At 47.4% G+C, this 22,134-nt stretch carries 18 protein-coding genes; 13 read left to right on the top strand and 5 right to left on the bottom strand.

Annotated elements, in window-relative coordinates:
• Positions 1–134 precede the first annotated feature (134 nt).
• The 4 genes from K7B07_RS09210 to purN form a co-directional block, all read right to left on the bottom strand.
• The gene (locus tag K7B07_RS09210) at positions 135–1,235 is read right to left on the bottom strand and encodes a FecR family protein (protein ID WP_223709118.1); all 1,101 of its coding nucleotides are present in this window, start codon (positions 1,233–1,235) and stop codon (positions 135–137) included.
• A 69-nt stretch (positions 1,236–1,304) separates the two neighbouring features.
• Positions 1,305–1,838, bottom strand: a complete 534-nt coding sequence (locus K7B07_RS09205) for an RNA polymerase sigma factor (protein ID WP_223709116.1) — start codon at positions 1,836–1,838, stop codon at positions 1,305–1,307.
• A 278-nt stretch (positions 1,839–2,116) separates the two neighbouring features.
• Entirely contained in the window at positions 2,117–2,893 is a 777-nt protein-coding gene (locus K7B07_RS09200; protein WP_223709114.1) for a carboxypeptidase-like regulatory domain-containing protein, read from the bottom strand.
• 102 nt (positions 2,894–2,995) lie between these two features.
• Positions 2,996–3,571, bottom strand: a complete 576-nt coding sequence (purN, locus tag K7B07_RS09195) for a phosphoribosylglycinamide formyltransferase (protein WP_223709112.1) — start codon at positions 3,569–3,571, stop codon at positions 2,996–2,998.
• 402 nt (positions 3,572–3,973) lie between these two features.
• Between purN and K7B07_RS09190 the strand changes: the two genes are divergently transcribed.
• The 12 genes from K7B07_RS09190 (at position 3,974) to K7B07_RS09135 (ending at position 18,894) form a co-directional block, all read left to right on the top strand.
• Positions 3,974–5,263, top strand: a complete 1,290-nt coding sequence (locus K7B07_RS09190; protein WP_223709111.1) for a c-type cytochrome — start codon at positions 3,974–3,976, stop codon at positions 5,261–5,263.
• Between the two features lie 106 nt (positions 5,264–5,369).
• Positions 5,370–8,540: a TAT-variant-translocated molybdopterin oxidoreductase gene (locus K7B07_RS09185; protein WP_223709109.1), complete on the top strand. Its 3,171-nt coding sequence runs from the start codon at positions 5,370–5,372 to the stop codon at positions 8,538–8,540.
• A 139-nt stretch (positions 8,541–8,679) separates the two neighbouring features.
• The gene (nrfD, locus tag K7B07_RS09180; protein WP_223709107.1) at positions 8,680–10,125 is read left to right on the top strand and encodes an NrfD/PsrC family molybdoenzyme membrane anchor subunit; all 1,446 of its coding nucleotides are present in this window, start codon (positions 8,680–8,682) and stop codon (positions 10,123–10,125) included.
• A gap of 117 nt (positions 10,126–10,242) precedes the next feature.
• On the top strand, positions 10,243–10,830 hold the full coding sequence (locus K7B07_RS09175; RefSeq protein WP_223709106.1) for a DUF3341 domain-containing protein: 588 nt from the start codon (positions 10,243–10,245) through the stop codon (positions 10,828–10,830).
• A gap of 35 nt (positions 10,831–10,865) precedes the next feature.
• Positions 10,866–11,525: a c-type cytochrome gene (locus tag K7B07_RS09170; protein WP_223709105.1), complete on the top strand. Its 660-nt coding sequence runs from the start codon at positions 10,866–10,868 to the stop codon at positions 11,523–11,525.
• Positions 11,526–11,562: 37 nt separating this feature from the next.
• Entirely contained in the window at positions 11,563–12,816 is a 1,254-nt protein-coding gene (locus K7B07_RS09165) for a quinol:cytochrome C oxidoreductase (RefSeq protein WP_223709103.1), read from the top strand.
• A gap of 57 nt (positions 12,817–12,873) precedes the next feature.
• Complete coding sequence (locus K7B07_RS09160) at positions 12,874–13,992, top strand: cytochrome c oxidase subunit II (protein WP_223709101.1); 1,119 nt, start codon at positions 12,874–12,876, stop codon at positions 13,990–13,992.
• A 38-nt stretch (positions 13,993–14,030) separates the two neighbouring features.
• Positions 14,031–15,836 (top strand): cytochrome c oxidase subunit I, encoded by a 1,806-nt coding sequence (locus K7B07_RS09155; RefSeq protein ID WP_223709100.1) that lies wholly within the window; start codon positions 14,031–14,033, stop codon positions 15,834–15,836.
• An 87-nt stretch (positions 15,837–15,923) separates the two neighbouring features.
• Complete coding sequence (gene cyoE / locus K7B07_RS09150; protein ID WP_223709098.1) at positions 15,924–16,823, top strand: heme o synthase; 900 nt, start codon at positions 15,924–15,926, stop codon at positions 16,821–16,823.
• A gap of 24 nt (positions 16,824–16,847) precedes the next feature.
• A complete protein-coding gene (locus K7B07_RS09145; RefSeq protein ID WP_223709097.1) occupies positions 16,848–17,423 on the top strand; it encodes a cytochrome c oxidase subunit 3 in 576 nt (191 codons plus the stop codon).
• A gap of 29 nt (positions 17,424–17,452) precedes the next feature.
• Positions 17,453–18,325: a cytochrome c oxidase subunit 3 gene (locus K7B07_RS09140; protein ID WP_223709096.1), complete on the top strand. Its 873-nt coding sequence runs from the start codon at positions 17,453–17,455 to the stop codon at positions 18,323–18,325.
• Between the two features lie 74 nt (positions 18,326–18,399).
• Positions 18,400–18,894: a cytochrome C oxidase subunit IV family protein gene (locus K7B07_RS09135; RefSeq protein WP_223709095.1), complete on the top strand. Its 495-nt coding sequence runs from the start codon at positions 18,400–18,402 to the stop codon at positions 18,892–18,894.
• Between the two features lie 199 nt (positions 18,895–19,093).
• Here the strand turns inward: K7B07_RS09135 and K7B07_RS09130 are convergent, their stop codons facing one another.
• Complete coding sequence (locus K7B07_RS09130; RefSeq protein ID WP_223709094.1) at positions 19,094–19,648, bottom strand: CopD family protein; 555 nt, start codon at positions 19,646–19,648, stop codon at positions 19,094–19,096.
• A gap of 321 nt (positions 19,649–19,969) precedes the next feature.
• Here K7B07_RS09130 and K7B07_RS09125 point away from each other — a divergent pair, with 321 nt between their 5' ends.
• Entirely contained in the window at positions 19,970–22,129 is a 2,160-nt protein-coding gene (locus K7B07_RS09125; protein WP_223709093.1) for an ATP-binding protein, read from the top strand.
• Positions 22,130–22,134 lie beyond the last annotated feature (5 nt).

Raw genomic sequence — 22,134 nt, 5'->3', positions numbered from 1 at the left:
TTTTTTTCATACTTTTATTTTAGTTTATTATTAAACAGTGGAAGGCTTTAGCTCCTTCCATTTATTATGAGGGGGAAATGGCCGCAATCCGTTTCTCCCTTTTTTACTGCTGTGATGTTACTGCTGCATTTTTATCATTTATATAGCGTGATATGATTCCCTTCTTTTTTATAAAGGAAGGGGTAGGACAGTTGAAGTGCTTTTAGTACTTCGTCAATTTCTTCATGTTGGAACGTTCCCGTATATGGATAATGGGCAACGTTGTCGCTGGCAATAGTGATCGTTACATTGTATTTACGCTCCAGTATATTCCTGATTTCAGAAAGCGGCTGGTTCTCAAAGATCAGGAGGTCATCCACCCATGCCGTTTCGATATTCTGATCCGCATCGTGGTAGGATAAAGGGATGACCTCCGGCTTTTCCCGTATGCTGCGCCCTGTGCTGTCTGAGGTGTTCAAAACAAATTTCTGGTTCACCTCAAGGGTCTTATAGATCATGTCGCTATTACCCCGGGTGAGCAGGATCTGTACCTTGCCTTCCAGCAGGGAGGTTTCACTGAACCGGTCGTTGGAATAGGCTTTCACATTGAATTTGGTTCCCACCGCCTTTATCTTGTATTTGGCAACATGTACGATAAACGGAAGCAGTTTGTTATGCGCCACATTAAACAAAGCTTCTCCTGTAAGGAATACATTCCGGTCTTTAACACCGAATGTTTCCGAGATCTGCAGCCGGGAGCCGGCATTCAGCGTTACTTTGGTGCTGTCGGGGAGTACAATGGTCCGGAGCTCACCCTGCCGGGATAAAACCGCATCCCCCGAATGAGGCGCTGTTGTGGTAACGGATGCCACAGGAGGCACAGGCCGTTGCGGGCGGTTGTAAAGATAGAATGCGCCGCTGCCCAGCAGCAAGGTGACGGCTGCAGCGATCGCGATCCGCCTTTTTCGGTAAGACCGGCCGGCGATGGTTTTCTCTTTGGGGTCCGGCGCCGGCTGATCAGGAACAACATAAAGCGCATGCGCCGACGAATCATCATTGGCGGATAATTCATTTTGTTTTTTCTGCAGCATGAATTTTAGTCCCAGCACCAGCTTGCGGGCCTCTTCCAGCGTCAGCAGCGCTTCCGGATGACGGGACAGGTAGTCGTTCCAGAAAGCGGCCTGCTCCGGATCCTGCCCGGTGCAGTATGCAATAAAGGAGTCGTTAATGACAAGCTCTTCAACGGTATACGTCATGTTCGCAGGACCTGTTTCTGTTATAGACGCCAGGTCTGAAGAAATCTAACCGCTTTTTTTAATATTTTTTTATGGAACAAAGGACAAAAGAACACTGGCCAACTTGGCAAGTATATTATCCTTTTGCAGGTTTTGACGCAATTGCTGTATGCCTTTGGAGAGATTGTTATAAACCGTCTGGTGGGTAAATCCGGTCAGCTCCACAATTTTTTCGGTGGAATAACCCTGGTAATATTTCATATAGATCACACGGCGCAGACGGGCCGGCAGTTTCTTGTATGCTGCTGCAATATGCTGGATCAGGGCTTCGTCTGTTTCCAGCTTTTCGATGATCTCCTGTGTGGAAGGGATATGGAAAGACTCGATGGCCTGCAGGTTCCCCTTACGCTGTTGTGTCCGGTGCAGGTCGATCAGCTTTCTTTTAAATGCGGTAACCACATAAGCTTCAGGATTTTTTATCTCATCCGTAAGCTGCTTTTGCAACAGGTCCAGGAAGAACTGATGAACAATATCTTCTGCCTCCTGCGCAGCATAGCCGAAATGACAGGCAATGGCCTGTAACTTGGCTTTGAAATCAATATACCATGAGTCAATTAGCAGCATGTGGCCAAAACTTACAAGTTTAATCTAAAGTCAGGTTTCCCGCATCAAAGATAAACGGAACGGAAGGCTTCCGGATCATTCCTTTTTTACTAAAAGATTATTTATTGATCGTATTCGTGCTCAAATTTGTAAATCCTCTGATAGTGTGGGGTTTAAAATAGTTGAAGACCGGCTGGCAGGGTGTTAATTTTTAAAGTAGCATATAGCATCGTAAGAAGGAGAAAGATAACTGTGAGGAGTTTACATTTTACTTTTGATATTCCACCCTTTACTTAATACTAGTACCGGATTCCTTCATCACCGGTAGCGCCTTCTTTCCACAGGGGCGGCGGTGGCAATCCTATCCGGAACCGCTCATAGGATTTCTTTATGTACTCATGGAACGTATAATCATTTACCCTGGTGGTAAAATAATAACCGGGCTGGTAAATGGTAATGAAATCATTGATAAGACTGTCGTCCGTCATTCCGGTGATCCGGCGGATCAGCGCTTTACTGAAGCGGTAGCGCACATAGCCTTCCTGTTCGTCTGCTATAAGCTTGTCGCGGAAACGGGTTAATTTTTTTGTCCGGCGGAAGCGGAATGCATTAACGATCTCATCCAGGTCAAAGGCTGCACCAAATCCATCACTTACAGACATGGTGGAAAGTCCCGGTTTCTGGAAATCGAAATATTTACGGTAGTTCTCGCGGTTCTCCAGGGAGTCCAGGTGGTAGTCGCGGTTCTTTACCCGCACTTCCGGGAGGTCCGGAATGCTGATGCGCAGCGAAATATCAAAAGCATAGGGCGTGGAAATAGTGGCTACCGGAAATTTTCGTGTGGGTTTGTTCAGGTAACTGAACCAAATGGAGTCTTTTGGATGCACCAGCAGGGAATAACTGCCGTCTACTCCGGTCATCGTGCCCGCGCCGGAGCTGCTGAGCACCGAAACCAGCGGTACGGGAGTCCGGCCGATGCTGTCATAAACATTTCCCTTGATCTGAACCTGGGCGGCAGCGCGGGGAAGGATCAGGAACAGGATCCCGGCAACAAATATGGATTTAATTAAGTTCAACGCTTGATACTTGGAATGGTACGGTGGTTGATTCCGACCCTCTGTTCGACGACAAAGCAATAAAAGAATTTGCAAAAACTATGGTAAAGTACAGCATTCCGGCTATGGAAAGTCCTTCAGGATCAGCCGTTCCACCACCGGAGCAAAGTGCTGGTGCTCCAGGAAATGGACTTTCTGTGCCAGTGATTCCGGTGTGTCGGATTTTGAAACCGGGCAGGTGGCCTGGAAAATGGTGGCCCCATGATCATACTGTTCATCCACAAAATGAATGGTGATGCCGCTCTCTTTTTCCCGCGCTTCAATTACGGCGGTATGCACAAACTGGCCATACATGCCTTTTCCTCCGTATTTGGGCAAAAGCGCAGGATGTATATTAATAATATGCCGGGGAAAGGCCCCGATGAGTGAAACGGGGATTTTTAGTAAAAAACCAGCCAAAATGATAAAATCGATCTCTTTTTCGAGCAATAATGCCGGAAAATCGCCCGATTGCAGCTGGTTCCGGTCGATAAGAAGCAGTTCAATGCCCTCGGCCGCAGCAATTTTAGTAACACCGGCTCCGGGTTTATTGCAAACGATCAGGGAAACGGAAGCAAATGCATGACTTCGGAAATGGTCAATAAGTTTTTGGGCATTAGAGCCGGCCCCGCTGGCAAAAATGGCGATCTTTTTTTTCATATTATTTGTAAATCAAAGATTTTACAATTTACCGAGTTCACCAAAAAACCGGGAAAGAATAATTCTGCTCCGCCCGCAGAAACCGGGAAAATTCCGGAACCCATCCCCGGATCCTGGTTTGAATTCATTTACAACCGTTTGTATGAAAATAGGATAAAATTGACCCGGGTCAATAATAATGCTAAAATATCGGGATGTGAACAACTCGGGGTGCTGTCGGATGGATGACTTTTTAATGACAAAGATTTTTTCAAATGAAAAAAATCAACCTGAAAATCGGCTGAAACACAGTCTGGTAGCGGGTTTAAAAAATTTATAAAATGTTGTTGTTTTGTTAAGCACGACCCTTATTTTTGCAGTTGATCAGAGACATTTATCCACATTTTTAGATTTAATGCGTTTATGACTATTTCTAAGCATATAATTAACCGATTCTTCTTAATTATACTAACGCTTTTCACTCTTTCATGGTTTAATACACTTTTCGCCCAGGACGCTAACGATGGTAAACAACTGTTTATCAGCAAATGTCAGAGCTGTCACTCCGGTGATATGAAGACTGATATGACCGGTCCGCCCCTGTTTGGAATTGAAGGCCAGTGGGAAGACAAGGGTAAACTGCACGAGTGGATCCGGAATAACCAGAAGCTGATCGCTTCCGGCTATCCCAAGGCCGTTGAGGTTTCCAAACTGAAACCCACAGCGATGCAGACCTTCCCTGATCTTACTGATCCCCAAATAGATGCGATCTTAAAATACATTGACGAAAAAGGAAGCGGCAAGCTGGATGCGGCAAAAGGTACACCTGCTGCGGGTGGCGAAAAAAGCGGGGAAGATACCAGTCAGCACCCTTTATTATATGGTGTCATTACCCTGATCCTGGCCCTGGCGGCATTGATCCTGATCTTTGTAAACAAAAATCTTAAAAAGATCTCCGACGATACGGAAGGAAAGAAAACACCTGATGGTATTCCCTTCCTGCAAAATAAAATGTACCTGGCTACCACGGCCATCCTGTTGTTCATCATTGGCGGATACTTTACTACAAAGGCGATGATCAATATGAACCGGCAGAAAAATTATGAGCCACGGCAGCCGATCTTCTATTCGCACAAAGTACACGCAGGTATCAATCAGATCAACTGTTTGTACTGTCACGGAAATGCATGGGAAAGCAAAACCGCCGCGATTCCTTCTGTGAATGTATGTATGAACTGTCACAAGACGATTCAGAAATATAACGGCCCCGAGTTGAAAGACAAACAGGGTAATCCCATTGATGGCAGCGCTGAGATCGCAAAATTGTACCAGTACGCCGGTTTCGACCCTCAAAACCCCGATGCATGGGATCCCAATAAAGCAAAACCGATCGACTGGGTAAAGATCCACAACCTTCCTGATCATGTGTACTTTAACCACAGCCAGCACGTAAGGGTGGGTAATGTACAGTGCCAGACCTGTCATGGTGAGATCACCCAGATGGATGAGGTGCACCAGTTCGCCGAGCTGAGCATGGGATGGTGTGTGAACTGTCACCGTCAGACCAAGGTGAACTTTAACGTGGATTCTACCAGCGGTAACCAGTTTTACAGCATTTACGAAAAATTCCATAACGACATCAAATCGGGTAAAATGGACAGTGTGACTGTGAAGGATATTGGTGGTCTGGAGTGCCAGAAATGTCACTATTAGTAATGTGCCGGTCTGCGTGGTTTGAAAACCAGTAGCAATTATCAAATCCGTTTTCAAATTTACCAGAGGCAGGTCTTCAAATTTTCAAATTTTCAAACAGAGATAAATGAGCAATAAATACTGGCAGGGTTTCGGCGAGTTAAATGATTCCGAAAAGTTTCAAAAGCGGGTTCAGGATGAGTTTCGTGATGAACTCCCTTTTGAAGATTTTGACAGTAAAGGATTACTGGATGCCAAAGCACCCAGGAGGGATTTCTTAAAATATCTGGGTTTCAGCACTGCTGCTGCCACACTTGCAGCCAGCTGTAACACAAAGGTCCGGGAAGCGATCCCTTACGGGAACAAACCGGACAACCTGGTTCCGGGAGAAGCAAAATATTATGCCACTACGTATACACAGGGTGGGGATGCGGTTCCGGTTATTGCCAAAGTGCGGGACGGACGTCCGATCAAAATAGAAGGGAACGATTATCTTTCTGCAACCAACGGCGGAACCTCGGCCCGGGTGCAGGCTTCTGTACTGGATCTTTATGATATGCATCGTCTGCGTTTTCCCCAGCGGAAAGTAGGCGACAAATTTGAGGAAAGCATGTATGATGTGCTGGATAAGGCTATTGCTGCCGATCTGGCTGCTGCCGGCTCCATTGTGTTGCTGACCAGTACCATTAACTCTCCCTCTACACTCGATATCATTGCGAAGAATCCCCGGATCCGCCACGTACAATACGACGCGGTAAGTTATAATGGTATCCTTCTGGCCAACGAAGCATCCGGCTTTGGACGGAAAATACCTTCTTATAAATTTGACCAGGCTGCAGTTATTGTGAGCCTTGGTGCGGACTTCCTGGGTACCTGGCTGAGCAGCGAAGAAAATGCAGCAGGCTATGCCAAAGGCAGAAGGATCGATGAAAAGAACCCGGTAATGAGCAAGCATTACCAGTTTGAATCCTTCCTTAGCTTAACAGGGTCCAATGCGGATGAGCGGTTTACACACCGCCCTTCACAGACCGGAGCCGTGGCGCTGGCGCTGCTGGCCGCGCTGGGAGGTGGCGTTACAGCCCCTGCCATCGCCGATTCCAAACTGACTGCAGGGATCACCAAAGTGGCAAATGAGCTGAAAGCCGCTGCTGGCAAGGGATTGGTGGTTTGCGGAAGCAATGATGTGAACATTCAGCTGGTGGTAAATGCCATCAACAATGCCATCGGCGCTTATGGTACTACAATCGACTGGTCCAGAGCAGATCAGTCCCGCAAAGGAACCGACAAAGAATTTGCCGACCTGCTGGTTCAGATGGAAGCAGGTCAGGTGGGTGCCCTGCTGATCTATGAGGCCAACCCTGTATACGATCATTTTGACGGCAAACGTTTTGCCAGTGCATTAGCAAAAATAAAAACCACGGTTTCTTTTGGTTATCGTATGGATGAGACCACTGAACTGTGTAAATACATACTGCCTGCTCCCCATTATCTGGAAAGCTGGGGTGATGCTGAGCCTAAAACCGGTGTTTACAGCTTTATCCAGCCCACGATCTTCCCCTTATTCAAGACCCGCCCTTTCCAGACCTCCCTGTTAAAATGGAGCGGAAGCGCGGAGGACTATGACACTTATGTAAAGAACTACTGGCAGCAGAAAGCCGGCAGTGAGGCCGCATACCATAAAGCGCTTGAAAATGGTGTGATTGAAGAGGCTGCTGCGGGTACGGGAACATTTAACGGAGGAGCACTGGCTGCGGCAGCTACAGCAATCGCTGCCCGCCCGGCCGGAGGAAAAGATGAGCTGGCACTGTATGAAACAGTGGCCATCGGACCCGGTTACGGTGCCGTAAACCCCTGGTTACAGGAATTGCCCGATTCAGTATCCAAGGCCAACTGGGGCAACTATGCACTGATCTCGATACCCAAGGCCAAGGAACTGGGTATTGAAGTGGATGTGGATTACGAATATTATCCGGACAAACCGGTGATCAAGATAAGCGATGGTAAAACAACGATCGAACTGCCGATCCTTGTGACACCGGGTATGAATGCCAATACCATTGCAGTGGCAGTGGGATACGGACGTGGTGAGAAACTGGGCCGGACCGCTGCGGGTGTGGGTGTGAATATGTTCCCGTTTGCTTCAATGGCAAAGGACGGAAGCGGCATCAGCTACTTTGTTTCCAATGTAACGATTTCCAATACGGGCAAAAAAGAAAAGATCGCACAGACACAGATCCACAACTCCTACGAAGGCCGTGTGGAAGTACTGCGTGAAACCACCCTGGCTACCTACCGCCAGAAACCCGATGAGGTATTGAATTTCCGCAAGAAGCTGGTAGAGAACTACGCAAAAAGCACCGGGGATTTCAGAAAAGAAGCGACCCTTTACGGCGATCACGAAAAGCCGGGTATCAAATGGGGAATGAATATTGACATGAATGCCTGCACCGGCTGTAGTGCCTGTGTGGTGGCATGTCATGCAGAAAATAACGTACCGGTGGTAGGAAAGAGCGAGGTACTGCGTTACCACGATATGCACTGGCTGCGTATCGACCGCTACTTTGTAAGTGATGAAAAAGATCCGGATAACCTGAAGGGAGTGGTGTTCCAGCCGATGCTTTGCCAGCATTGCGATAACGCGCCCTGCGAGAACGTTTGTCCGGTTGCCGCAACCAACCACAGCACGGAAGGGATCAACCAGATGGCATACAACCGTTGTATCGGTACCCGTTATTGCGCCAACAACTGTCCGTTCAAGGTACGCCGCTTTAACTGGGCTGATTATACAGGAGCAGATTCTTTCCCGAACAACCAGGATCAGAAACTGGTAGGCGTACTGGATCCGGTGGTGCACCAGATGAACGATGCGGTAAGCCGCATGGTACTGAACCCGGATGTAACGGTACGTTCCAGAGGGGTAATGGAAAAATGTTCGTTCTGTATCCAGCGTTTGCAGCATGCAAAACTGGATGCGAAAAAGGAGAACCGCACGCTGAAAGACGGGGAAGCAAAAACAGCCTGCCAGCAGGCCTGTTCCACCAATGCGATCGTATTTGGGGATGCAAGGGATGAGCACAGCGCGATCAGCCAGGTGCGGCTGAACAACCCGCAGCGGTTGTTCTACTCACTGGAGCAGCTGCACGTGTTGCCGAATGTGAGTTACTTCTCCAAGATCCGGAACACAGATGAGATCATCGGCGGCGACGAGCATGGTGAAGGACATGGAGCAGAAGGTGGTCATGGCGAAGAACACGGAGCAAAAGCCCCGGCAGCTAAAGAAGAAGCGGCACACCATTAAAAAGTGTGCAAAGTTTAATGTTTGAAGTTTAACGTTAGGCGTTGGTATAAAAAGAAAAAGTAGAACAAAAAAGGATAGAATGTTTCGGGGGAAAATGACACAGAACCTTAAACATTGAACCTTAAACCATAAATAAGTTATGTCATTAAACAGATACGAATCGCAAGTACGGGGACCATTGGTGGAAGGAAGCAAGGACTATCACCAGATTACAGAAGATATATGCCGTCCTGTGGAAGCTACGCCAAGTAAACTTTGGTGGGTCGGGTTTATCATTTCCGTTGGATTGTTACTATTTGGTGTTGTTTCCGTTACCATGGAGGTCATATACGGTACCGGTCAGTGGAACCTGAATAAAACCATCGGCTGGGGTTGGGACATTACCAACTTCGTATGGTGGGTAGGTATCGGTCACGCCGGAACCCTGATCTCGGCCATCCTGTTGTTATTCCGCCAGGGCTGGAGAACAGGGGTGAACCGTGCTGCGGAGGCGATGACGATCTTTGCGGTAATGTGTGCGGGTCAGTTCCCGATCTGGCACATGGGCCGGGTGTGGAATGCGTTCTTTGTGGCACCATATCCCAATACCCGCGGTCCTTTGTGGGTGAACTTCAACTCTCCGCTGCTCTGGGACGTGTTTGCGATCTCTACTTACTTTACGGTTTCCCTGTTGTTCTGGTATTGCGGTCTTTTACCGGATCTGGCCACCCTGCGTGACCGGGCAAAACTGAAATGGCGCAAATTATTTTATGGTGTTGCTTCATTTGGCTGGACGGGAAGCACCAAGCACTGGCAGCGGCACGAAGCGTTGTCCCTGGTACTGGCCGGCTTAAGTACGCCGCTGGTATTATCGGTACACACGATCGTATCCTTTGACTTTGCAACCTCGGTGATCCCCGGCTGGCATACCACCATCTTCCCGCCCTACTTCGTTGCGGGTGCGGTATTTTCCGGTTTTGCGATGGTACAGACATTGTTACTGATCACCCGTAAGGTACTGGGACTGGAAGAATACATCACTATTGAGCACATTGATGTGATGAACAAGGTGATTGTGCTTACCGGTTCTATTGTGGGTATCGCTTATCTTACCGAGTTATTTATCGCATGGTACAGCCATGTGGAATATGAGTGGTTTGCTTTCCGCGAAAACCGGGTGAACCTGAGCAGCCCCTATGGATGGAGCTACTACCTGATGATGGGCTGTAACGTATTATCCCCGCAGATCTTCTGGTTTAAGAAAATGCGCCGGAACCTGCTGGTAACCTTCTTTATGAGTATCCTGGTGAATATCGGTATGTGGTTCGAGCGCTTTGTGATCATCGTTACCTCTATTTACCGCGATTACCTGCCCAGTTCCTGGAGTACTTATTATACGCCTACCATCTGGGAGATCGGGTTCTATATGGGTACATTCGGATTGTTCTTTACCTGTTATTTCCTGTTCTCGAAATTCTTCCCTGTTATCGCTATAGCAGAGATCAAGCATATCCTGAAACGCAGCGGGGATAACTTCAAAGAGAAAATGGATAAGGATGAGAATGAAACACTGGAAGCGTTTCAGCATGCAAATGCACACCATTAACGAGGATGAACGGTTAATGTTAAACGGGCGGTAATTGAAAATAAAACAGACAGAAATAATAAGGGAAGAGGTTTAAACATAGTACGTTAAACTTCGGACCTGAAACAAATAGAAAATATGGCCATCAAGAAATTTATTACAGGCAATTTTTACGACGAAGCAGTGCTTTTTCCTGCGGTAAAAAAAGTGCGTCGTGCCGGCTATAAAGTGCACGATGTATATACACCGTTCCCGATCCATGGATTGGATAAGGAACTGGGCATGAAGGATACGGATCTGCACATTGCCGGGTTTATATATGGTATTACAGGTACTACCACTGCGATCAGCTTTATCACATGGGCACTTACACTCGACTGGCAGATCAATTTCGGGGGAAAGCCGTTTTTTTCCCTTCCGGCGTGGATCCCGATTATGTTTGAGCTGACGGTATTGTTCTCGGCAGTGGGCATGGTGTTTACTTTTTGCTGGTTGTGCCAGCTGGCGCCGTTTGTAAAGAAAGACCATTTTAATCCCCGCAGCACAGACGATACATTTGTGATGGCGATTGAATGTACGGATAAGACAAACGAAGAGGAGGCCATTGCCTTTCTGAAAAATGCCGGGGCCCAGGATGTACAGGTACAAAGCCGGGAAACCGGATGGTGGTTCGGCCGTTATGACCGCGATACGGTGCGCTTTGGTAAAAAAGTGGCTGCAGTTTAAAAATTGTTTTTGCATTTATTATATCAATAAAGAATATGAAGAAATATTTGATCATAAGTGTTGTAGCGGCAGGTGTTCTGGCCGGTTGCGGGGCAGACGAAAATCCGGGGCGTTCCTATATGCCGGATATGACCTACAGCAGGGCTTATGAAACCTACGCTTCTACAAATGATCTTGAAAAAGAAGGTGTTTTTTACAACCGCAAACCGGTACCGGGAACGGTGGCACGGGGTGAGGATATGGCATTTACGTTTAACCTGCCACACGATTCTGCTGGTTATGCACAATCGGCCCAGTTAAGGAATCCCCTGGATTCTGCAGGCGCTGCAAAAATCGATATGAAGGAAGCCGAGCGTCTGTACCTGGTAAACTGCGGGATCTGCCATGGTGCCAAGCTGGATGGTAACGGCCCGCTGTTCAATGGAGGCGAAGGCCCTTTCACCGCTGCACCAAAGGATTTCATGGCCGCGGATATGAAGGCCCTGCCGGAAGGCACGATGTACTATTCGGTGACCTATGGTAAAGGACAAATGGGCAGCTATGCCTCCCAGTTAAGTCCCAAACAAAGATGGGAGATCATTGCATTCATCAAATCCAAGCAGGGCGTGGGCGGCGCAGCCCCCGCAGCAGCAGCAGACAGTACCGCCAAGACCGCGGAAGCGGGTGCAGCGGCGGATGCCACTGCAAAAAAATAAATAACTAATTCACAGAACTATTTAATATAAGATTCGAATGTCAACGTCAACTACGGAAAAATTCACACCTGCAAAAAGATATAACACGATAGCGGTTGCGTTAATGGTGGTCGGTGTCATAGCAGCTATTTCCCTGTTTATGACAACCGGTGGTGAAGGGGATCACGATAACCGTGCGCGTTTTTGGGCCAGTCTGCTGCAGAACAGCGTATACTTCCTGCTGGTAGTAAATGCGGCCATGTTTTTTATGTGCGCCACAACGTTGGCCTGGGGTGGTTGGCAGATCGCGTTCACACGGGTTACGGAGGCCATCGCTTCCTGTGTACCGGTAATCGGGGTCATTGCCCTGGTGATCCTGCTGGCCCTGTGTTTCGGAGATCATCACACCATCTATCACTGGACGGATGCTGAGCATGTGAAACATGATCCGACACTCCTGCACAAAAGCGGATTTTTAAGTAAAGGATTTTTTGCAACAGTTACGATCTTAACCATAGTGCTCTGGTCATTCCTGGGATGGAAAATGCGTCAGTTATCACTGAAAACAGACGACGGCGATATTGTAAGCACGGTTGAAAAAAGAAAGAAATTTGTTTGGAACAATACGGTAATGGCGGCACTGTACATTGTGGTATTTGCCCTTACCGTAATGTCTTCCATTCCCTGGCTGTGGCTCATGAGCATCGACGCACACTGGTACAGCACCATGTACAGCTGGTACAATTTCGCCAGCACCTTTGTTGCCGGTTTGTCACTGATCGCGCTGTATGTAGTGTTCTTGAAGAACAATGGTTACCTGCCGATGGTAAATAAAGAACACCTGCACGATCTTGGAAAATTCATTTTTGCCTTTTCTATATTCTGGACTTATTTATGGTTCTCCCAGTTTATGCTGATCTGGTATAGTAACCAACCGGAAGAGACCATTTATTTTGTAAACAGGATCGGTAACTCGGCCCGCCAGAGTCCTTACTCTGCCATATTCTGGATCATGCTGACGATCAACTTTGTGGCGCCGCTGCTGATCTTTATGAGCCGTGATTCGAAAAGGAATTATACCGTGGTTACCATCGTATCAGTGATCGTACTCTTCGGCCACTGGCTGGATTATTTCCAGATGGTATTCCCGGCCGTTTCTCCGGATAAAGTACCGATGATCCTTTTTGATATGGGTATCGGTCTGGGTTTTGTAGGTATCATCATGTTTGTAACGGGTAAAACACTGAGCAAACACTCATTAACAGCCCGGAACCATCCGTTTGTAAAAGAAGCAGTAGTGCACCATACTTAAACCGGAAAACAGAAAAATTAAATATAGTAGTCGAAATAAATATTAGAACAACATCGTATGCAAAACTTTTTAATATTCGCCATTTTAATATTAGGTTTTATTATAACCTTTCAGATTGCAAGGGCAAGCGAATTTGTTTCTGTGATCCGGGGTGAGGAAAAAACCAGGAAACAAACCAATAAGATAAACGCCGTTCTGTTGCTGGTGTTTTTGATTGTTGGACTGTTCGGGGTGTATTGGGCGCATCATACGCTTGGCGATAAGATTCTGAAACTGGGTACTTCTGCTTCAGACCACGGGATACTGGTAGACCGAATGCTGAAGTACACCATCATCACTACCGGTATCGTGTTCTTCGGAACACAGATACTGTTGTTCTGGTATTCCTTCAAATACCGTGAATCGGAGAACCGTTCGGTATATTATTTTCCGCACAATAACAAGCTGGAGCTGCTGTGGACCGTGGTACCTGCAATTGTGCTTACCATATTGATCGGGTTTGGTATCGTTTACTGGTACCGTATCACCGGTGCGGCTCCTGAAAATGCCATGCAGATCGAAATCACCGGCAGCCAGTTCAAATGGGAGTTCCGCTACCCGGGTAAGGATGGTGTTTTTGGAAAGAAATATTATAAGAACATCGATGAAGCACACGATAATCCGCTGGGACAGATCTGGGAAGATGCCGCCAATCATGATGATATTTATGTAAGCGGTCAGCCAATGCACCTGGTGGTGGGCAAACCCGTAAGACTGATTATCGGGGCTAAGGATGTGATACACAGTGTAGGATTACCGCACTTCCGCTTAAAAATGGATGCGGTGCCCGGTACACCAACTACTTTGTGGTTTACGCCAATAAAAACCACAAAGGACATGATAAAAGAAACCGGAAACAGTAAATTTGTATACGAAATTGCCTGCGACCAGATGTGCGGTGCAGGGCATACGGGGATGAGAGGTGAGATCGTTGTTGAAACCCAGGAGGAATACGATCAGTGGATGGCTTCTCAGAAACCCAAATATGTGCTAATGAAGGAATCGGAAGGCGGACCGGCAACACCGGCTGCCGCTGCAACAGCTTCCAAAGATTCGGCGGCCGCTCCGGCTGTAAAGGATTCAGCCAAGGTAACAGCCGATACATCCGCAGTAAAAAAAGATTCCACAGGGAAGTAGTAATTTTTGATAAAGAAAGGTCAGTTTAAACAATAATTATGAGCGATACTTTACATATTCAGCATGAGGTTGGGAGTCATGGTCATTCAGGAGAGCCGCATGTTCACCATCACAAAGAGACATTCATATCGAAGTATATCTTCAGTATGGATCACAAGATGATTGCAAAGCAGTTTCTTGTAACAGGTATTATCTGGGCAATTATCGGAGGTTTGTTTTCGGTGCTGTTTCGTTTACAATTGGGTTTTCCTGATCAGTCGTTTCCGATTCTGGAGACCTTTTTCGGCCGCTGGGCCGAGGGGGGTAAAATAAAGCCGGAATTCTATTACGCGCTGACCACCATGCACGGAACCGTGCTGATCTTCTTTGTATTGACTGCCGGACTGAGCGGAACATTCGCCAACCTGCTGATTCCTTTGCAGGTAGGTGCCCGTGATATGGCTTCTCCGTTCATGAACATGCTTTCTTACTGGATGTTCTTTGCCGCCAGCATTGTAATGTTGTCCTCTTTATTCACCCAAACCGGGCCCGCTGCCGGCGGCTGGACCGTGTATCCCCCGCTGAGTGCGCTGGGACTGGCATCTCAGGGTTCCAAGAGTGGTATGGACCTCTGGATCATTGCTATGACATTATTTGTGGCTTCTCAGCTGCTGGGTGGTCTGAACTATATCTCTACCATTCTGAATATGCGCACCAAAGGGATGTCAATGACACGTATGCCGCTGACCATCTGGGCGCTGTTATTTACAGCTATTCTCGGGGTGTTATCATTCCCGGTACTGCTGTCCGGTCTGGTGCTGCTGATGTTCGACCGTCACCTGGGTACCAGCTTCTACCTCAGCGATATTTTTGTTGCAGGTCAGGCCCTGCCCAATGAAGGGGGTAGCGCCATCCTCTACCAGCACCTGTTCTGGTTCCTGGGGCACCCTGAAGTATACATTATCATTATGCCAACGATGGGATTGGCATCGGAAATACTGGCGGTCAACTCCCGTAAACCGATCTTTGGCTATATGGCGATGATCGCCTCACTGATGGCGATCTGCGTACTGGCCTTCCTGGTATGGGCGCACCACATGTTCGTTACCGGTATGAATCCGTTCCTAGGATCTGTATTCGTACTGCTTACCCTGCTGATCGCGATCCCTTCTGCCATTAAAGTGTTTAACTGGATCACCACTATCTGGAGGGGTAATATCCGCTTCACACCGGCCATGCTTTTTGCGATCGGTTTTGTAAGCATCTTTATCTCCGGTGGTTTAACCGGTATCTTCCTGGGAAACTCTACCATCGACATCCATCTGCACGATACGATGTTCGTGATCGCCCACTTCCATATTGTAATGGGGGTATCGGCCTTCTTCGGAATGTTTGCGGGTATCTATCACTGGTTCCCCAAAATGTTCGGAAGGTACATGAACAACACACTGGGTTATATCCATTTCTGGGTTACCATCGTTTGTGCGTACCTGATCTTCTGGCCCATGCACTACCAGGGGTTTGCAGGTATGCCACGGCGTTACCTGGATAAGAGCAGCTGGGTAAGCTTCGGTCAGTTCCACAGCCTGGATGCGATGATCACGGTAGCAACCATCATTGTGTTTGCAGTACAGCTGATGTTTGTATTTAACTATTTCTATTCGATGTATAAGGGAAGAAGGGTGCGGACCCAAAATCCCTGGGGTGCCACAACCCTGGAATGGACCACAGCGATCCATCCCGGACATGGTAACTGGGACGGCGAGATTCCGGAAGTACACCGTTGGGCGTATGACTATGGTAAAGACGGACGGGATTTTATTCCGCAGACCGAGCCGATCGGAGAGAACGAAAGTTCACATTAAAAGTGAATGGTGATCCCGGTAACTATCGGGGGTCAATAGTAAATGCCATTGACCATTGATCATTTACTATTGACTAAATAAAAAAAATTGAAAAGATCAGGAGAGGGCGGCGTAAGGGATTTTCTCCAGTTAATGAAGCCCTCATTAAGTATAATGGTGGTTTTCAGCAGCGTGATCAGTTACCTGCTGGTGCCGGATGTGATGTATGATTGGTGGAGGATCGTTTTGCTCTTTGCAGGTGGTTTGCTGGTAACAGGTAGTGCCAACACCATCAACCAGGTTGTAGAAAAGGATACAGATGCGCTGATGAAACGGACAGCCAAACGCCCGATCGCTTCGGGACGGTTAACACCGGAGCAGGGATGGGGATTTGCCATCTTTAGCGGGGCTGCCGGTATTTTCATTCTGGGTTATTATTTTAACTGGACCGCCGGAGCGCTGGCCGCCTTTAGTCTGTTCCTGTATGCTTTTGTATATACCCCGCTGAAAAAGGTAAATTCCGTAGCAGTATTGGTGGGGGCCTTCCCGGGAGCCTTTCCCTGTCTGATCGGATGGGTGGCAGGTTTTGTGCCGGGGCAGGAGATCAACTGGTTGGGAGGGATTGTACTGTTTGGTATCCAGTTCTTATGGCAGTTTCCCCATTTCTGGGCCATTGCCTGGGTGGCGCATAAGGACTACAGCAGCGTAGGCTTCAAATTGCTTCCGAGCGATAAGGGACCTACCCGGTTTACAGCATTGCAAACGGTGGTATACTCCCTGCTGATGCTGCCTATAACCATTGCTCCTTTTTTTGTAGGCATTTGCAGCTACGAAACGGTAAAGGGAATGGTAGGGGGCGGACTGATCATCGCAGCCAACCTGTTCCTCATCGGCAGGGCGGTGACACTTTATAATAAGATGGATGTACCATCTGCGCGTAAAGTGATGTTTGGCAGTTATATCCATTTGCCGGTGGTTTTGCTGGCACTGTTATTGGCCAAGGCCTGATTTTGAATCTGATAAGAAGTATTTATGAACACAAGTATAGTGAGTGAACAGCAACATAGGAGACTGCACCCGCACAAATTTGCACTTTGGGTGGCGATCGCCAGTATCCTGATGATGTTTGCCGGACTCACCAGCGCATTTATCGTAAAAAGTAACCAGGCAGGCTGGAGAACATTTGTACTGCCGAATATCTTCTGGGTGTCTACCGTGCTGATCCTGGCCAGCAGCCTTACCATGCTGATGGCCACAAAAGCATTCAGAAGCCGGGCGATGCAGCAGTACCGCGGTCTGTTGGGTATCACTTTCCTGCTGGGCCTTGCTTTTGTCATCTGCCAGGTCTTCGGATTCCTGCAGCTGTGGCATAACAATGTGCAGTTCAAAGGCGCTTCCGGCGCGGGCCAGTTCTTTTATGCCATTGCGGGCTTACACGCCGTGCACGTGATCGGTGGCGTTATAGCCCTGCTGATCATCTTTTTTAAGGCAATTACGGGAAAAACAAAATCGTACGATACCGTGCCGGTGGAGGTAATGGGAATGTACTGGCATTTTGTTGACCTGCTCTGGCTGTATTTAATGATATTTTTCATAATTCTGGGATAAACAACTTTACAAACTTGATTGAATCAAATATGGAACAAACAGTAACACATAATACCAAGTGGTGGAGCGGGGGCAAGAGTCCGTTTAACATTGAGTACGGAAAGATCATGATGTGGTATTTCCTGTTGAGTGACTCTTTCACCTTTGGAGCATTCCTCATTTCATTGGGCACCGTACGTTTTGGACTGAACTACTGGCCGGAGCCCAGTGTGGTATTTAATACATTCCCCTTTGCAGGTCATGCCAACCTGCCGCTTGCATTTGTGAGTGTAATGACCTTTGTCCTGATCATCAGCTCTGTTACCATGGTGCTGGCGGTACATGCAGGTCATAACCGCGACCGGAAAGGTGTTGAAAAGTACCTGATCTTTACCATCATCGGCGGGTTGATATTCCTGAGCTGCCAGGCCTGGGAGTGGACACACTTGCTTACTGCAAAAAATCCTGTTCTGGTAGGAGATCATATCGAAGTAATGGCGCAGCGGAACGGGTTTAACCCCTGGGGCGAAATCGTATTACCCCAGGATGTAACACCTGCACTGGCAAAGACCTCCCCGGAGACCCTGGCCACATTGGTTCATGAACAGCATCTCTCACATGCCAGCCATGCTGAACTGGTAAATACTCCAAAAGATCAGCTGGTGCAGCTGCTTTCCAACAGCGAAATGGTGGTGCGCAAACCCGGACCCACAGCCTTCGGCGGCTTCTTCTATGGTATTACCGGTTTCCACGGTTTCCACGTTTCCGTAGGGGTGATCCTGCTGATCATTATGCTGATCCAGACAAAAACGGGCGTATTTGACCGCAGGGGACATTACCTGATGATCGAAAAGATCGGGTTGTACTGGCACTTTGTGGACCTGGTTTGGGTATTTGTATTCCTTTGCTTCTATCTTATTTAAAACGATTCCCTCTTCGGAGAAGCGATAGAACAGACTTTGTATTTTGGAATTTGATATTTGAAATTTAAAGAATTATGTCACAACATTACGATCCAACAAAAGATATATCACCTTCTGCAGCCTACCCTGAAGTAAGTTTTGCACATCATACCGATGATGCGACCTTTAAACAGCGGGTTAAGAAGACCACACTGATCCTTACGGTTTTAACCATTGCGGAGCTGGTGCTGGGCTTCACTATTTATGCCCTGCATAAAGGAGAACCAAGCCATGCGCTGCTGCTTTTTATAAAAGGGGTGGTTTGTATCCTGACCCTTGGTAAAGCCTATTATATTGTTTCCGTGTTTATGCACCTCGGCGATGAGATACGGAATTTTATCATGACCATTGTAATTCCCTTGTTGTTATTTATCTGGTTCATTATTGCCTTCCTGGCAGACGGACATTCCTATAAGAACATGAGGAACAAATATGATCCTTATTTTAAAGAATCCACCACGCCGTCCGGTCACCCGGTTATCCCGACTGACGTGCATAAGTACAACAGCCAGAAAGGACAACGGCAATAGAAGTTATTTTATAAAACAAATCAGGCGGCAATCTTGTAAAGGTTGCCGCTTTTGTATTGGGGAGAACTGAGATGCAAAATAAGGGAATTCAGAAATGGGACGGATAGCAGACAGCTGTGAGAAGAGAAATGTGGCCGTTGCAACAAAATCTCAATTCTCAAAGCTCATGGCTGATAGCTCAACGCTGACTGCTGAAGGCTCATTGCTTTCTGTTCCTGATCCGCTTGTAAATCCGGATGGCCATCATAAGGATAAAGATCAGCAGGATCATTCCTACAAGGCCCCAGATCACGCTGATCTCTTTTTTTACCACCACCAGCATCACAATGGCAACAAGAAACACCGTGGCCACCTCGTTCCACATACGCAGCTGATCGGAAGTATATTTATAAATGCCCGCCATCTGTTGTTTAAAAATGCGGTGCAGTGAAAAATGATAAGCGTACAGGAGCAGAACGAGCACCAGCTTCAATAAAAGCCAGAACCCTTCGGGTTTAAAGAGCTGCAGGTACCAGTCTCCTTTTATCAGCACAGAAACACCCATGAGCAATGTAATAACAGCAGAAGGCCAGGTAATGCCATACCACAGTGGTTTCATCATTTTGGTGAACTGCCGGTGCAGCACTTCCTGTTCGGATGACGGCAACCGGTTTGCCTCCACATTATAGATAAAAAGCCGCGGCATATAAAACAGACCGGCAAACCAGGTGACAACAAAAATGATGTGAACTGCTTTTAAATATAAGTAAGCCAAGGTAGAAACATTTAGGTGAAGGACCTTTTTTCAGGGAGCTAAGATACCAGCTTTCTGAATGTTGCCGGCTGTTTTAGTCAAAAAACGGCAATTTCAGCTAAAAATCCGGATAGGAATCTTTCCGGGTTAATTCATAAGTTATTGCAAAACATTTCTTTATATAAAATATTATATGCGCTCCGATATATTCTTCTTTTTTTGCATAAAAAAGAAGAATATCTATAATTTTGGACTCCCAAAAAATAAAACAGATAGTTGGGAGAAAGATTTCTATCAGGTTTAAGAAAAACAGTTCTATGCAGTTAAATACATCCGGCAGTCATGCAAAAAAGAAACTATAACTATTTTTTGCTTATTTTCTTTGCCTTTCTGCTGGTTGTCAGCACCATTTTTACGCAAACACTTACTGATAAAGCGACCCAGGCGTTGCAAAAAGGTAATATAGAAGCAGTAGAAACATTCAAGACCAGTAATGAGATGCAGCACCTGGTCAACTTCTCTTTTACCCTTCAGTCCCGGTTCAGTCAGCTGGCAGCCGTTCCCGATAATGCACTGGATGTGCTGGGAGATTCACTTACCCTGTTTGGATATAATGCCAACGTGCTGAATGATGCCATCGCTCACAAGGCCCCCATCGCCAACCTGAAGTACCTGATGGATGCGGTGAACACCCAGCTGAATATTTCCTATGCCATCATTGATGCCCGGCAGCATCAAAACACCCGGCTGATGGAGACCCTGACCGACTCCCTGCGAAAATCCAAACCAGGTGATGATGTATATCGCTATGGCGTCCTGGTAGAAAAGTTCCTGGAGAGCCAGCTGCAGCAGACACTGGTAACCAATTCCACACATGCCAGTCAGCTTTCCTCCTATAACCGTATCCTGTCTGTAGCCGCCATCATTGCGGTGCTGATCTTTACCACGGTCATTGTGGTGCGGCAGTGGCAGCAACTGGTGCTTATAAAGGAACTGCGGCTGGCCCGCGAAGCTGCGGTTAAAAGCAGGAACGCAAAGGATGAGTTCCTCGCCAATATGAGCCATGAGTTGCGGACACCGTTGAACTCACTTATCGGGTTCGGCAACCTGTTATCAGACACTCCCTTAAACGATACACAGAAGGACTACATCAATACCATTATTTCGAATGGATACAACCTGCTGCACATTGTAAATGACGTACTGGATTTCTCTTCTATTGAAGCCGGAAAGCTGCGGATCAAGCGTATTCCCTTTAACCTTGCGGAGCTTTTTGAAGATCTGAAACGGATGTTTTCCGCGATCATAACTGAAAAAAAACTTACCTACCAGTGGGAGATCGACCCGCAGGTGCCGCAAATGCTGAAAGGCGATCCGGAGCGGCTGCGCCAGGTGCTGGTGAACCTGGTCAACAATGCCATTAAATTTACCGCCCAGGGCGGGATCCGGCTTCAGGTAAGGTTATTGCCTCCGGACAATGAAGAGACCCATAAGCTTATCTTTAATGTTATAGATACCGGAGAGGGAATTCCAAAGGAAAAGATCAATCTGATTTTTGAGCGGTTCGAACAGCTGGAGCATATGACCACCCGTCAGCATGGAGGCACCGGGCTGGGATTGAGCATTGTAAAGAGCCTGGTGGAAAGCATGGGCGGAACGGTTGCTGTAAACAGCGAACCCGGCCAGGGATCAACGTTTACATTTACCGGTATTTTTGAAAAGGTGGCGGAAATTCCGGCGATCGCCGATAAACAATCGGATAAGCCGGCAGCGGATTTTTCGGGATATACCGCATTGGTGGTAGAAGACAATGCTGCAAACCGGGTGCTGATAAAACACCTGCTGAAAAAATACCATCTTGCCATTGAACTGGCGGAAAATGGACTGGAGGCCCTGGAACGCATACAGGCAAAACATTATGATTTGATATTGATGGATATACAGATGCCGCATATGAACGGGTACAAAGCGATCTCGATCATACGGGAGGAACTGCACATCAATACACCGGCCATAGCCATGACGGCCTACGTTATGGAAAACGAGATCAAGCGCTGTTTTGCTGCCGGGTTTAATGATTATATCTCAAAACCGATAGAAGAAGCAGATATCATCGGAAAGATTTTAAAATGGATGCCCGTACCGGCAGAAGACCGGAAAGAAGAAGCGGAGGGACATCCGGCAGACAGCCTGGATTTTTTCAAGGAACTGCTGGGAGGTGATGAAGCGGTAATGCAGGAATTACTTACAGAGATCGGGAAACAATGGGAAGAAGATCAAACCGCACTGCGGACGGCCGCTGCGGCCGGCGATGCCGCCGGTGTGGCAAGGATCCTGCATCGTACCAGGTCTACATTTTCAGCGTTCGGGCCCAACCATCCCATCCAGGAATTGTTAAAGGATTGCCGGATAACAGGTACTGCTGAAAATATGATCCATACCTGTGAACAACTCATCCGGCAGATCGGGGAAAAATGGAACTTTATAATTATATCCGGTTAAAACTG

Origin of the sequence: Niabella beijingensis, from assembly GCF_020034665.1 — a bacterium.
GTDB lineage: Bacteria > Bacteroidota > Bacteroidia > Chitinophagales > Chitinophagaceae > Niabella > Niabella beijingensis.
This window is presented reverse-complemented; position numbering and strand designations above follow the sequence as displayed.